The 13,319-nt window shown below is 72.3% G+C and carries 16 protein-coding genes; 8 read left to right on the plus strand and 8 right to left on the minus strand.

Annotated elements, in window-relative coordinates; translation table 11 throughout:
• The first annotated feature begins 121 nt into the window (after nt 1–121).
• From LNW72_RS11220 to LNW72_RS11245, 6 genes are all read left to right on the plus strand, one after another.
• Complete coding sequence (locus tag LNW72_RS11220) at nt 122–739, plus strand: TetR/AcrR family transcriptional regulator (protein WP_250975262.1); 618 nt, start codon at nt 122–124, stop codon at nt 737–739.
• Between the two features lie 31 nt (nt 740–770).
• Nucleotides 771–1,775: a DEDDh family exonuclease gene (locus tag LNW72_RS11225; RefSeq protein ID WP_250975263.1), complete on the plus strand. Its 1,005-nt coding sequence runs from the start codon at nt 771–773 to the stop codon at nt 1,773–1,775.
• 71 nt (nt 1,776–1,846) lie between these two features.
• A complete protein-coding gene (locus LNW72_RS11230; RefSeq protein WP_250975264.1) occupies nt 1,847–2,098 on the plus strand; it encodes a hypothetical protein in 252 nt (83 codons plus the stop codon).
• A 57-nt stretch (nt 2,099–2,155) separates the two neighbouring features.
• Complete coding sequence (locus LNW72_RS11235) at nt 2,156–2,947, plus strand: SURF1 family protein (RefSeq protein ID WP_250975265.1); 792 nt, start codon at nt 2,156–2,158, stop codon at nt 2,945–2,947.
• Nucleotides 2,948–2,975: 28 nt separating this feature from the next.
• Nucleotides 2,976–4,784 carry a glycoside hydrolase family 15 protein gene (locus LNW72_RS11240; protein WP_308401919.1) on the plus strand — a complete coding sequence of 603 codons (1,809 nt, stop codon included), beginning with the start codon at nt 2,976–2,978 and terminating at the stop codon, nt 4,782–4,784.
• 4 nt (nt 4,785–4,788) lie between these two features.
• On the plus strand, nt 4,789–5,550 hold the full coding sequence (locus tag LNW72_RS11245) for an SDR family oxidoreductase (RefSeq protein WP_250975267.1): 762 nt from the start codon (nt 4,789–4,791) through the stop codon (nt 5,548–5,550).
• A 36-nt stretch (nt 5,551–5,586) separates the two neighbouring features.
• Here the strand turns inward: LNW72_RS11245 and amaP are convergent, their stop codons facing one another.
• From amaP to LNW72_RS11270, 5 genes are all read right to left on the minus strand, one after another.
• Nucleotides 5,587–6,183, minus strand: coding sequence for an alkaline shock response membrane anchor protein AmaP (gene amaP, locus LNW72_RS11250; protein ID WP_250975268.1), 597 nt, complete (start codon nt 6,181–6,183; stop codon nt 5,587–5,589).
• Between the two features lie 7 nt (nt 6,184–6,190).
• A complete protein-coding gene (locus LNW72_RS11255) occupies nt 6,191–6,865 on the minus strand; it encodes a DUF6286 domain-containing protein (protein WP_250975269.1) in 675 nt (224 codons plus the stop codon).
• The gene (locus LNW72_RS11260) at nt 6,862–7,233 is read right to left on the minus strand and encodes an Asp23/Gls24 family envelope stress response protein (RefSeq protein ID WP_250975270.1); all 372 of its coding nucleotides are present in this window, start codon (nt 7,231–7,233) and stop codon (nt 6,862–6,864) included. Before LNW72_RS11260 ends, LNW72_RS11255 begins: the two co-directional genes overlap by 4 nt.
• Nucleotides 7,233–7,415: a hypothetical protein gene (locus LNW72_RS11265; protein WP_138354999.1), complete on the minus strand. Its 183-nt coding sequence runs from the start codon at nt 7,413–7,415 to the stop codon at nt 7,233–7,235. Before LNW72_RS11265 ends, LNW72_RS11260 begins: the two co-directional genes overlap by 1 nt.
• A gap of 73 nt (nt 7,416–7,488) precedes the next feature.
• Nucleotides 7,489–8,004, minus strand: a complete 516-nt coding sequence (locus LNW72_RS11270; RefSeq protein WP_250975271.1) for an Asp23/Gls24 family envelope stress response protein — start codon at nt 8,002–8,004, stop codon at nt 7,489–7,491.
• A gap of 136 nt (nt 8,005–8,140) precedes the next feature.
• On the opposite strand from LNW72_RS11270, the gene LNW72_RS11275 reads away from it, so the two are divergent.
• On the plus strand, nt 8,141–8,929 hold the full coding sequence (locus LNW72_RS11275) for a nucleopolyhedrovirus P10 family protein (protein ID WP_250975272.1): 789 nt from the start codon (nt 8,141–8,143) through the stop codon (nt 8,927–8,929).
• 62 nt (nt 8,930–8,991) lie between these two features.
• On the opposite strand, the gene LNW72_RS11280 is transcribed toward LNW72_RS11275, so the two are convergent.
• The 3 genes from LNW72_RS11280 to LNW72_RS11290 form a co-directional block, all read right to left on the minus strand.
• Nucleotides 8,992–9,783, minus strand: coding sequence for an enoyl-CoA hydratase/isomerase family protein (locus LNW72_RS11280; RefSeq protein WP_250975273.1), 792 nt, complete (start codon nt 9,781–9,783; stop codon nt 8,992–8,994).
• Nucleotides 9,784–9,899: 116 nt separating this feature from the next.
• A complete protein-coding gene (locus LNW72_RS11285) occupies nt 9,900–10,124 on the minus strand; it encodes a helix-turn-helix domain-containing protein (RefSeq protein ID WP_187144825.1) in 225 nt (74 codons plus the stop codon).
• Nucleotides 10,125–10,516: 392 nt separating this feature from the next.
• Nucleotides 10,517–12,115, minus strand: coding sequence for an ABC-F family ATP-binding cassette domain-containing protein (locus LNW72_RS11290; protein ID WP_250975274.1), 1,599 nt, complete (start codon nt 12,113–12,115; stop codon nt 10,517–10,519).
• A 254-nt stretch (nt 12,116–12,369) separates the two neighbouring features.
• On the opposite strand from LNW72_RS11290, the gene LNW72_RS11295 reads away from it, so the two are divergent.
• Nucleotides 12,370–13,287 carry a neutral zinc metallopeptidase gene (locus tag LNW72_RS11295; RefSeq protein WP_250975275.1) on the plus strand — a complete coding sequence of 306 codons (918 nt, stop codon included), beginning with the start codon at nt 12,370–12,372 and terminating at the stop codon, nt 13,285–13,287.
• The last annotated feature ends 32 nt before the right edge of the window (nt 13,288–13,319 follow it).

Genomic DNA, 13,319 nt, shown 5'->3' on the forward strand with positions numbered 1-13,319 from the left:
GCCCTTCGTTCATGTCAGTCACACGGGTGCGTCATGAGAGATTCGGGACGAGCTCTGTAACACAGTTACACCGACGCGCTCGAAGGGTAAATAGGCGTGCACGGTCCACAATGGGAGCACCATGCCGCGCACCGCCCTGACCCGCGACGACGTACTCGACGCCGCTGCCGCACTTGTCCGGCAGCTCGGCCCCGAGGCGCTGACCATGCGCAAGCTCGCGGCCGAACTGGGCACCGCGGTCACGTCGATCTACTGGCACGTGGGCAACCGCGAATCGCTGCTCGACGAGCTGGTGGCCCGTACCGTGCGGGAGATGGGCGCCATCGCGCCCACCGGCCGCGGCCCGCTCGACCGGGTGCTGTCCATCGCCCGCGCCCAGCGCCGGATGCTGCGCGACCGGCCGCATCTGATCGCGATGGTGCACGAACGCGGCCTCACCGAGCTGATGTTCCTCCCCGCCCAGCAGGCCCTGGTCCATGAGCTGCACGACGCGGGGCTGCGCGGGGCACGGGCCGCCGAGGCGCTGCGCGCCATCGAGTTCCACGTCATCGGCTTCGTTCTGGTCGAACGCAACCGCGAACGTTCCCCCGCCCAGAGCCCCGCCGAACAGGACTTGTGGGACACCGCCGCCGCCGGCCACGACCCGGCGCTGGCCCGCGCGCTGGCCGCCCCGCCCGACCCCGAGCGCCTCTTCACCACCACCACGCGCGCCCTGGTCGGCTCCCTGCTGTGTGTCTGAGTGTCAGCGGCGCCCCTTATTCTCAATGACCATGCTGGACAACCGCACCGAGCCGACCGCCTCCCCGTCCCCGTGGCCCGCCGCCTACCCGGACGGATATGCCGTGGTCGACGTCGAGACCACCGGTCTCGGCCGCGACGACCGGATAGTGTCCGCCGCCGTCTACCGGCTGGACTCCCGGGGCGAGGTCCAGGACCACTGGTACTCACCGGTCAACCCGCTGCGCGATCCGGGCCCGGTGTGGATCCACGGACTGACCAGCGCGATGCTCGCCGACGCCCCGCTCTTCCCGGAGATCGCCGCCGAACTCGCCGAGCGGCTGGCCGGCCGGGTGCTCGTCGCGCACAACGCGGTCTTCGACTGGTCGATGCTGGCCCGTGAGTACGCGCGGGCGAAGTCCACCGCCCCGGTCGAGCAGCGGCTGTGCACGATCGTGCTGGCCAAGGAGCTCCGGCTGCCGCTGGCCAACCACAAGCTGGAGTCGCTCGCCGCGCACTACGGCGTCGTCCAGCAGCGCGCCCACCACGCCCTGGACGACGCCCGGGTGCTCGCCGAGGCGTTCCGCCCCAGCCTGCACCTGGCGGCCGCGGCCGGGCTGCCGCTGCCGCTGCACGCCTGCCGGCCGCTCACCGAATGGACCGAGGGCAGCGTGCCGGCGGCCCGCCCCGCGCCGGCCGCCGGTTCGTACGGCTCCTACCGCCCCAGCAGCTGGCGCCCGGCGCGCAAGCGGCCCTCCTGCCCGTACCCCAACCCGGGCCGGATGGCGCCCGAGGGCCCGCTCGTGCAGGGGATGCGGGTGGCGTTCTCCGGTGACACCGGGATCGACCGCGAACTGCTGGAGGACCGGGCGACCGACGCCGGGCTGCATGTCGCGTCCAGCGTCAGCCGTGTCACCAGCCTGCTCGTCACCAACGACCCGGACTCCCCGACGAGCAAGGCCGCCAAGGCCCGCGCGTTCGGCACCCCCGTCATCGACGAGCGGCGCTTCGCGGAGCTCCTCAAGGCGGTGACCCCGGCGCCGGGGGTACACGGCTGATCGAGTGGCGCGGCGGCGACGCGCCCGGCCACCTGTTGCCCACCGCGCCCGCGCCGCGCAATCTGTGCCCCATGGCCCGATGTGAAGTGTGCGGAAACGACTACGTCATGAGCTTTGAAGTGCACGCCCAGGGTGCGGTGCACGTCTTCGACAGCTTCGAATGCGCCATCCACCGCATGGCGCCCATCTGTGAGCACTGCCGGGTGCAGGTCGTCGGCCACGGCGTCGAGGCCGACGGCCGCTGGTACTGCAGTGCGCACTGCGCCAAGGCGGAGGGCGTGCACGGTCTCGTCGACCGTGTCGGCTCCGTCCCCAGCTCCTGATCCGTCCCCCACCGACCCCCTACCGGCGGGCACCCCGCGACCGAGTACGGTCGTGGGGTGTACCGCTTTCTGCTCTCCCGCCAGTGGGTGATCCTCACGCTGCTCGGCCTGGTCATGATTCCCACGATGATCAAGCTGGGCTACTGGCAGCTGCACCGTCACGAGCACCGGGTGGCCAACAACCACCTGATCAGCCAGAACGTCAAGGCCGCCGCCGTCCCGGTCGAGCGGCTGGCCGCGCCCGGCAGGACCGTACCGCGCAAGGACCTGTACCGGTCGGTGAGCGCGACCGGTCACTACGACACCGCGCACGAGGTCGTCGCCCGCCAGCGCACCGCGGCCGACGGGCAGAAGAACGGGTACCACGTCATCACCCCGCTGGTGCTGGACGACGGCCGGGCGATCCTGGTGAACCGCGGCTGGATCGACGCCGACGGCGGGCTCACCGCGCTGCCGAAGATCCCGGCCGCCGAGTCCGGCGAGATCACCGTCACCGGGCGGCTGCGCCCCGACGAGACGAGCTCCAGCACCGGGATCAGGAACAAGAGCGGGCTGCCGGACCGCATGATCATGCTGATCAACTCCACGGATATGGCGAAGACCAGTGCGCAGCCGCTGCTCGGCGGCTATCTGGAGCTGGCCACCACCTCGCCCAAGCCCTCCGGCGCCCAGCCGGAACTGATCCCCGAGCCGGACGACTCCAGCATCGGCCCGCACATGGCGTACGCGATCCAGTGGTGGCTGTTCTCGGCGATGGTCCCGGTCGGCTGGGTCATCCTGGTGCGCCGCGAGCGCAAGGAGCGGGTCACCGGGCAGGAGTCACGGAAGAGCGTTCCGGTCGCGGTCTAACGGCGTCCCCGGCACGCTACGAGCAGGAGTGTGGACGAAAGGCGGCCCCGTGCCAGGACTGATCGAGGACTACGCGCTCATCGGTGATCTCCAGACCGCGGCGCTGGTCGGCAAGGACGGCTCCATCGACTGGCTGTGCCTGCCGCGCTTCGACTCCGCCGCGTGCTTCGCGGCGCTGCTCGGGGACGAGGAGAACGGCCAGTGGCGGATCGCCCCGGCCGGCGCCGACCAGTGCACCCGGCGGGCGTACCGCGGTGACACCCTGGTGCTGGAGACGTTCTGGGAGACCGCCACCGGCATGGTCAAGGTCATCGACTTCATGCCGCAGCGCGACCGCGCCCCCGATGTCATGCGGATCGTGGAGGGCGTCTCCGGCACCGTGCAGATGCGAAGCGAAATGCGGCTGCGCTTCGACTACGGCAGCATCGTGCCCTGGATGCGGCGCGCCGACGGCCACCGCATCGCGGTCGCGGGGCCCGACTCGGTCTGGCTGCGCAGCTATCCGCCGCAGCTGCCGATGTACGGCAAGGACTTCTGCACCTACGCCGACTTCTCCGTGTCGGCGGGCGAGCGCGTCGCCTTCGTCATCACCTGGCACCCGTCGCACGAGACGCGGCCGCGCCGGATCGACCCGTACGACGCGCTGGAAACCAGCATCGAGGACTGGGAGAAGTGGTCGGCGCAGTGCACCTACGACGGCCCCTGGCGGGAGGCCGTGCTGCGCTCCCTCATCACCCTCAAGGCGCTGACCTACGCGCCGACCGGCGGTATCGCCGCGGCCGTCACCACCTCGCTGCCGGAGGAGATCGGCGGGGTGCGCAACTGGGACTACCGCTTCTGCTGGCTCCGCGACGCCACCCTGACGCTCAACGCGATGGTCTCCAGCGGCTACCTCCAGGAGGCCTCCAAGTGGCGGGACTGGCTGCTGCGCGCGGTCGCCGGGGACCCCGCCGACCTGCAGATCATGTACGGGATCTCCGGTGAGCGACGACTGCCCGAGTACGAGGTGCCGTGGCTGGAGGGGTACGAGGCGTCCGCCCCGGTCCGGATCGGCAACGCCGCGGCCGGGCAGCTGCAGCTCGACGTCTACGGCGAGGTGCTCGACTCGCTCTACCTGGCCCGGAACAGCGGGCTCTCCGACGACAAGCACGCCTGGAGCCTGCAGCGCGCCCTGATGGACTTCCTGGAGTCCAACTGGCGCGAGCCGGACGAGGGCCTGTGGGAGGTCCGCGGGCCGCGCCGGCACTTCGTGCACTCCAAGGTGATGGCGTGGGTCGCCGCGGACCGCGCGGTCCGCACCCTGGAGGCGCAGCCGAAGCGCGGCGGCGACCTGGCCGGCTGGCGGGCCATGCGCGACCAGGTCCATCTGGAGGTGTGCAAGCGCGGCTACGACAACGAGCGCAGCACGTTCACCCAGTTCTACGGCTCCACCCAGCTGGACGCGGCGACGCTGCTCATCCCCCAGGTCGGCTTCCTGCCCTCCTCCGATCCACGGGTGATCGGCACGGTCGACGCGGTGCGCAGGGAGCTGAACCACGGCGGGCTCGTCCGCCGCTACACCCTCGACGAGAAGGCCGTGGACGGCCTGCCGGGCGACGAGGGCGCCTTCCTGGCCTGCTCGTTCTGGCTGGCCGACGCGCTGCACACGACCGGCCGCGAGCGGGAGGCCCGCGAACTGTTCGGGCACCTGCTGAGCCTGCGCAACGACGTCGGGCTGCTCGCCGAGGAGTGGGACCCGGTCTCCCGCCGCCAGCTCGGCAACTTCCCGCAGGCCTTCAGCCACATCGGGCTCGTCAACACCGCGCTGAGCCTGTCCGGAGTCCGTAAGGGAGCATGAGCGCATGGATCTGGGACTGAAGGACCGGGTGTACGTCGTCACCGGCGCCACCCGCGGGCTGGGCATGGCGGCCGCCCGTGAGCTGGCGGCCGACGGCGCGAAGCTGGTCGTCTCCGGGCGCTCGCAGGAGTCGGCGGACGCGGCCGCCGCCGCGCTGGGCGGCCCGGGGAACACGATCGGGATGGCCGCGGACAACACCGGCGCGGACACCCCCGACCGGCTCATCGGCGCCGCCCGCGAGGAGTTCGGCCGGCTGGACGGCGTACTGATCAGCGTCGGCGGCCCGGCCGTCGGCCTCTCCGAGAAGATCACGGACGACCAGTGGCGGGACGCGTTCGAGACGGTCTTCCTCGGCGCGGTACGGCTCGCCCGGGCCGCCGCGGCGGCGCTCGGCGAGGGCGGCGTGATCGGCTTCGTGCTGTCCGGGTCGGTGTACGAGCCGATCCCCGGCCTGGCCGTTTCCAACGGGCTGCGGCCGGGGCTGGCCGGATTCGCCAAGAACCTCGCCAACGAGCTGGGCCCGCGCGGCATCCGTGTCGTGGGGCTGCTGCCCTCCCGGATCGACACCGAGCGGGTGGCGCAGCTCGACGCCCTCAGCGGCGACGCGGCGGCCGCCCGCGCCCGGCACAGCGCCGCCATCCCGCTGGGCCGCTACGGAACCCCGGAGGAGTTCGGCCGGGCCGCGGCCTTCCTGCTCTCCCCCGCCGCCTCGTATCTGACGGGCGTCATGCTGCCGATCGACGGCGGCGCCCAGCACGGCTTCTGACGGACGGCGTACGGCGCCCGGCGCCCGGGGCGCCGGTCAGTTGACGCGGCTGGCGCGGTGCTTGACGGCGCGCAGCCGCGCCTCGGCCGGGAGGTGGTCGAGTCCCGCGGAACCGCCGGCGCGCTGCAGGATCTCGGTGTCCAGCCGGGAGACGACGGTGTCCGGGGCCGCGTGCGGCGCCAGGGCGAGGGTGAGGCGCGCGCGGGGCGCGGAGCGCTTGCCGGTCAGCACGGCGCCGGCCCGGTCCACACCCTCCAGCGCCTCGGTCTCGGTGACCAGGACGTCCTCCAGGGCCCGGCCGCGCAGGACGGCGTCCTGGCCGTCGCGGCTCTCGATGCGCAGCTGGCGCAGCCGGTGGCTGCGGAACTGGGCCAGGAACCACCACAGGGCCGTCAGCACCAGCACCCCCAGGGCAGCCATGACGGTGGGCCACCACCAGCCGTCGCCGCGGTAGCGGGTGCGGTCCCGGGCCGTGAGGAGCACGTCCTTGGGGCCGTCGAACGGCCACCAGTGCGGCAGGGTGAATCCCCAGCGGCGCTGCAGGTCCAGGCTGCCGACCAGCACCGCGAGACCGGCGATCAGCAGGAGCAGGCCAGTCAGGGCCAGCAGGGTCCGGTTGAGGGAGCTGCGCATCGGCGGATCAGCCCTTCTGGGCACGCTGGACGTGGACGCCCAGGCTGGGCGGGCGGGCCAGCCCGAGTTGGACGACGCCCTCGGCCAGGGCGGTGTCCAGGTCGGCCCGTACTTCGTCCAGGTCACGGAAGTGGGACGCGGCGCGGGCGGTGATGCGGCGGCGGCCGACCCGGACCCGGACGGTGTGCACGCCGGAGACCTCCATCGCCCGGTCGCGCAGCGTGAGTTCGGCGGCGTGCCGGTCCAGCCCCGCGCGCACCCCGGTGATGCTGCGCCGCATCGGCAGGATGTCGCGCAGGCCAGGGGTGACGGCCAGGACGATCAGCCACAGACCGATCACGGCGGCGGCCGCGGCGGCGGTGATGACGAGCGCGTTGTCCAGCGGCCGGGTGGCCAGTTCGTGGGCCAGCCGCGGCCGCCAGCTCATCGCGGCGCGGTCGGTGCGGACCGCGGCGATGTCGTAGAGCAGGATCCCGGCGGCCCCCAGCACCACCAGCGCGGTCAGCGCCGACGGCACCCGGCGCTCCGACCAGAACCGGGCCGCGCGGCCGGCCGGCGGCTCGGCGGGCCGTTCGGCGGCGGACCCGCCGGATCCGTCGGGCTCGTCCGGCTCGTAGGGCCCGATGACCGGCAGCTGCCGTGTCGTGCCCTCGGGTTCGGGCTCCGTACCGGTCCCGGTCACCGCACCCTCCCCTCGCTCTGCCGCCGCGCCGTCGCGGAGTGCAGCCGCTCGATCTCGACGGCGACCTCAGGTACCTCCATACCCGTCAGTGACGTCACCCGGTCCGCGACATGGCGGCGCACCGAGCCGCAGACCGCCCCGAGGTCACCCGGATAGCCCAGTTCCACCGACAACCGCACCCGGGCGCTCTCCTTGCGCACCGAGACCGACGCGTGCGGCGTACGGTCCGGCGGCACGAGCCCGTGCTCCGGGACGTCCGCGAGCACCTCGGACGCGGCCCGCGCGGCGATCTTCGCCACCACCCGGTCCGCGATCCTGAGCGCGCCCCGCTCCGCGGCCGGCAGGGTGACCGGGGCCGCAGCGGCCATCACCGCCGCCGGTCGCGGCTGCGGAAGAACTCTCCGGGCTCCAGATCGCCGTCCACGAACTTCCCGGCAACGAACCCGACCGCGCCGAGCGCGGCCACCAGCAGGAACGCGCCGAACCCGCCGAAGTACCCGGCGAATCCGAGCGCCATGCCCACGATCAGTCCGACCAGCGACATTCTCATCGTCCGCTCACCGTCCTCGCCTCACCGCTGTCGCCGGCACCGCCGGCCGCCGTCCCACCCGTCCGCGGGGTCGTCACTGGACCCTCTGCTCGCGGTCGTCCTCGTCGTCCTCGTCCGGCAGCTTCACGTCGCCGACCGCGACATTGACCTCGACGACCTCGAGACCGGTCATCCGCTCGACCGCGGCGATCACGTTCTCCCGCACCGCGCGGGCCACTTCGACGATGGACACCCCGTACTCGACGACGATGTCCAGGTCGAGCGCGGTCTGCACCTCGCCGACCTCCGCCTTCACCCCACGGGTGACGGACTTGCTGCCGGGCACCCGGTCGCGCACGGCGCCGAAGGTGCGGGCGAAGCCGCTGCCCATCGCGTGCACGCCCAGCACATCACGGGCCGCCAGCCCGGCGATCTTCTCGACCACTCCGTCCGCGATGGTGGTCCGGCCGCGGGTAGCGGGGTCGCCCAGCGGCGCCCGCCGGCCGGGTGTCCCGGCACCCGCGCTCGTGCCCTTCTCCAATGTCCTGCCCTCGCCCACGGAATCGGGGCCCTCCGGCTCGGACAGGTTGCGCTGTGCCGCCTCGGTCATCGCGAGTCGTCCCTTCGTCTGGGCTGCTCCGTGCACCACACTATGTGCGCATGCCCTGCCGCGCCGTGGAGATGCGGTCAGGAAGCGCGGAGCGGGCCGCCGTTCGGGTGGCGCGCGGCGAAGGAGGCGGAGACCGGTGACTGTGGACCGTTTGGCCCGTGCGGTACGGGAGCAGATCTCGTTCGGGCGCGTGCTGCCGCTCGGCGGGGCGGGAGACGGGGTCTGGATCACCGAGAACGCGGCCGCCGACGCGCTGCGCGGGGCGGTGGCCGGGCTCACCGCCGTCCGGGTCGGCACCCTGCGCATCGGCCCGGAGGCGGTGGCGGAGCCGGCGACGCATGCGGATACGGATACGGATGCGGGCGGCGCGCCGCTCGTACCGGTCGTTCCGCTCGTACCGCCGAGTGCGGTGCCGTACGGCCCGCTGTGCGTGGCCGCGGCCTTCGAGGCCGCCATCGACCGGCCGCTGCCCGCCACCGCGGAGCGGTTGCGGACCGCTCTGTGGAGTGCGGCGCACGATCTGCTGGGGCTGGCGGTCACCTCGGTGGACCTCGACGTCACCGGCCTGATGGATCCCCCGGCCGGGCCGGGGGCCCTGCCCGGCTTCGATCCCGTCCCCGCTCCCGTCCCCGCGCTCGCTGCGGGCGAGGACCCGCCACCGGCCGGCAACGGGGTGGTCGCCGCGGCGCTCCTGGTGCCGGGTGTGGCCCGGGTGACCTCACGGCTCGGCGGCTTCGCGTCCGGGCTCCGCACGGCCGACGGCGGCGATCCACCGGCCCGGGAGGTCCGGGTGCAGATCGCGGTCGTGCCCGGCCACCGCGCGCTGGATGTGGCCCGCGCGGTGGCCGCGGCGGTCACCGCGGCCGCGGAGCCCGGTTCCCCGGGCCCCGTCACGACGGCGGTCGTGGTCACCGCCATCGGGTGACCACGACCGGGCATCGACCGGGCATCGACCGGGCATCGATCGGGCGGAGTTATCGGGCGGAGTTACTCGCCGACGCCGGCGAGGTCGCGCAGCCGGCGGCCCTGGGCGGCGCGCTCGGCGGGGCGCTGCTCCTCGTACGAACGGGCGGCGGCACCCTGCAGCAGGGCCTTGGTCTCGATGACGGCGTCACGGGGCGCGGCGAGCAGCGCGGCGGCGAGGTCATGGACCGATGCGTCCAGTTCGGCGACCGGGACGACCAGATTGGCGAGGCCGAGGCGCTCGGCCTCCGACCCGTGCACGAAGCGCCCGGTGGCGCAGATCTCCAGGGCCCGCGCATAGCCGACGAGGTCGACCAGCGGCTTGGTGCCACCGAGGTCGGGCACCAGTCCGAGGCTGGTCTCGCGCATGGCGAACTGCGCGTCGTCCGCGCACACCCGCAGATCGCAGGCGAGAGCGAGCTGGAAGCCGGCACCGATCGCATGGCCCTGTACGGCGGCGATGGTCACGATGTCGCTGCGCCGCCACCAGGTGAACGCTTCCTGGTACTCGGCGATGGTCGCGTCGAGCTGCTCGTCGGAACCGCGCGCGAGGTCGATGAACGACGGTTCGCCGTCGAAGCCCTCGGGCGTGAAGGCCTGCCGGTCGAGCCCCGCGGAGAAGGACTGCCCTTCGCCGCGGAGCACGACAACGCGCACGCTGCCCGGCAGGAGCCGGCCTGCCTCGACCAGGGCCCGCCACAGGGCGGGTGACTGGGCATTGCGTTTGGCCGGATTGCACAGTGTGACGGTCGCGACGGAGTCGTCGGCGGTGAGCCGCACTCCGTCACGCTCGAGCAGCACGGTGGGGTCGGGCATCGGGCACCTCCGAGCGAACCGCGGAATTGATTACCGAAGAGTAACCACCTGGTCGACACAGTCGCCGACCGGGTGGGCACGCTGGGGAATCCGGGTCGCGGGAGATGCCCTGCCCGTCAGGCCGTAGCGGCCTTCGACTTGCCTCGTGTTGCACCGCCGCGACCGCGCAGGGTCACGCCGGACTCGCTGAGCATCCGGTGCACGAATCCATAGGAGCGGCCGGTTTCCTCGGCCAACGCCCGGATGCTCGCACCGGAGTCGTACTTCTTCTTCAGGTCTGCCGCGAGCTTCTCGCGCGCGGCGCCGGTTACCCGGCTGCCCTTCTTCAGAGTCTCGGCCACCCGTGCCTCCTCTAGGGAAGTGCGCTCTGGACTCTCATGATCACCCCTCGGCGCCTTCCTGGCCACCCATTCGGCAAGGTCCGTACGACAACATTTGAACCGGGGACCTTTTTCCGGCGGCCGGGTGGCACACGAAGATCCCCGAATTCGTCCGGCGCTTTCCGGACAGCTGTCCGGGCGCCGCGAAAAGCGGCAGGTCATCCATGGTCGGTAAGGAGTTTCCCGACGTCACACCACTGATCGACTCAGGGCGGCGGTCATACCGCGCCACCCGGTGGCGCGGTATGAGCTCGTCTCACACAGATGATGGATCACCCATAGGCCGAATGATCCACTGCCAGGTGATCAGGCGGGCCGATCGGACGGCACGGCCGATCCGGGCGGCGGGGCGGTCAGGCCAGCGAGACCAGATCCGCGTAGTCCTCGCCCCAGAGGTCCTCGACACCGTCGGGCAGCAGGATGATCTTCTCGGGGGCCAGTGCGTGCACCGCGCCCTCGTCGTGCGTCACCAGGACGACGGCGCCGCTGAAGGTGTGCAGCGCGCCGAGGATCTCCTCGCGGCTGGCCGGGTCGAGGTTGTTGGTGGGCTCGTCGAGCAGCAGCACGTTGGCGCTGGAGACCACCAGCGAGGCGAGCGCCAGCCGGGTCTTCTCACCGCCGGACAGCACGCCGGCCGGCTTGTTGACGTCGTCGCCCGAGAACAGGAACGAGCCGAGGATCTTGCGGATCTCGACCAGGTCGGTGTCCGGGGCGGCCGAGCGCATGTTCTCCAGGACCGTGCGGTCCGGGTCCAGGGTCTCGTGCTCCTGGGCGTAGTAGCCGAGCTTGAGGCCGTGGCCCGGCTCGATCTTCCCGGTGTCGGGCGTCTCGACGCCCGCCAGCAGGCGCAGCAGCGTGGTCTTGCCGGCGCCGTTGAGACCGAGGATGACGACCCGGGAGCCGCGGTCGATGGCCAGGTCGACGTCGGTGAAGATCTCCAGCGAGCCGTACGACTTCGACAGCCCGCTCGCCATCAGCGGGGTCTTGCCGCAGGGCGCGGGGTCCGGGAAGCGGAGCTTGGCGACCTTGTCCGACACGCGGACGGCGTCGAGGCCCGCCAGCAGCCGGTCGGCGCGCTTGGCCATGTTCTGCGCGGCGACCGTCTTGGTGGCCTTGGCGCGCATCTTGTCGGCCTGCGAGTTCAGCGACGCGGCCTTCTTCTCGGCGTTGCTGCGCTCGCGCTTGCGGCGCTTCTCGTCGGCCTCGCGCTGGGCCTGGTAGAGCTTCCAGCCCATGTTGTAGACGTCGATCTGGGTGCGGTTGGCGTCCAGGTAGAAGACCTTGTTGACGACCGTCTCCACGAGCTGGATGTCGTGGGAGATCACGATGAACCCGCCGCGGTACGTCTTGAGGTAGTCGCGCAGCCAGACGATGGAGTCCGCGTCCAGGTGGTTCGTCGGCTCGTCGAGCAGCAGGGTGTCGGCGTCGGAGAACAGGATCCGGGCCAGCTCCACCCGGCGGCGCTGACCGCCGGACAGGGTCGACAGCGGCTGGCCGAGCACCCGGTCGGGCAGTCCGAGGGCGGCGGCGATGGTGGACGCCTCGGCCTCGGCCGCGTAGCCGCCCTTGGTGAGGAACTCGGTCTCCAGGTTGGAGTACTTCCGCATCGCCTTCTCGCGGGTGGCGCCCTTGCCGTTCGCCATCCGCTCCTCGTTCTCCCGCATCTTGCGCAGGACGGAGTCCAGGTCGCGGGCGGAGAGGATGCGGTCGCGGGCGAGGGTCTCCAGGTCACCGGTGCGCGGGTCCTGCGGGAGGTAGCCGACCTCGCCGGACCGGGTCACGGTGCCGCCGGCGGGCTGGCCCTCACCGGCGAGGACCTTGGTCAGGGTGGTCTTGCCGGCGCCGTTGCGGCCGACGAGGCCGATGCGGTCGCCCTTGGCGATACGGAAGGAAGCGGACTCGATGAGGATGCGGGCTCCAGCACGCAGCTCGAGGCCAGTGGCAGTAATCACGGGAAAAGCTCCAGGGCATGGCGAACGACAGAAAGGGGCGCGGGGGAGGTCGTACGCCGCCGGCTAATGAACGAGAGGGACTGCCATACAGGCCAGTCTACCGGGGTGTGGCAAGCCGGTTGTTGCCCAGGGGAGGGCGATGAGGTGCTACGCGCCCGAGGCCGTCGGCCACGATCGGCGACGGTGGCCCGCGGCGGCCTCCGCCCGTTCGGGCCTGGAGGGCCGGTGTGGGGCAAATCACCCATACTCGTCGTATGCAGTTCGACGACAACGCGAAACTGGACACGTCACAGGTGCAGGACCAGCGCGGTGGCGGCTCGTCCGGCGGCGGACCGTTCGGTGGCGGCGCTCCCAGCGGCAAGGTGGTCGGCGGCGGCATCGTCGGCCTGATCGTGGTCGTGATCGGGATCGTCCTGGGCATCAGCCCCAACCAGATGGGCCTGTCCGGCAGCGCCACGGACACCGCGCCGCGCACCGGCGCCGCCGCCGACCTGGCGCAGACGTGCGCGACCGGCCGGGACGCCAACACCCAGGAGCAGTGCCGGATCGTCGCGGTGGTCAACAGCGTCCAGGCGTACTGGACGAACGAGTTCCGGCAGCGCGGCGGCACCTATCAGCCGGCGCCGACCGTCTTCTTCGACCGGCCGATGCGCACCGGCTGCGGGGCCGCCGATCCGCGGACCGGGCCATTCTACTGCCCCGTCGACCGGAAGGTCTACATCGACCTGAACTTCTTCGCGACGCTGCAGAGCCAGTTCGGCGCCGAGGGCGGGCCGTTCGCGGAGAGCTACGTCGTCGCCCACGAGTACGGGCACCATGTGCAGAACCTGCTGGGGACGCTGCGCGCCGCCCAGGACGGGCGCACCGGGGCCACCAGCAAGTCGGTACGGGTCGAGCTGCAGGCGGACTGCTACGCGGGCCTGTGGTCGAAGAACGCCACCATGACCATCAACCCGGCCACCGGCAGGCCGCTGATCACCGCGGTGACGGCGGACGACATCGCCCGCGGCCTGGACGCGGCGGCCGCGGTCGGCGACGACACGATCCAGTCCCGCGCGCAGGGCCGGGTGACCCCGGACAACTGGACGCACGGCTCGTCGGCGCAGCGTCAGCAGTGGTTCGCCACCGGTCTGCGGACCGGCGACCTGGCGCGCTGCGACACCTTCGGATGACCCCCCGGCAGGGAGGGACGGCGACGGCCCGG

Source organism: Streptomyces sp. RKAG293, from assembly GCF_023701745.1.
Taxonomy (GTDB): domain Bacteria; phylum Actinomycetota; class Actinomycetes; order Streptomycetales; family Streptomycetaceae; genus Actinacidiphila.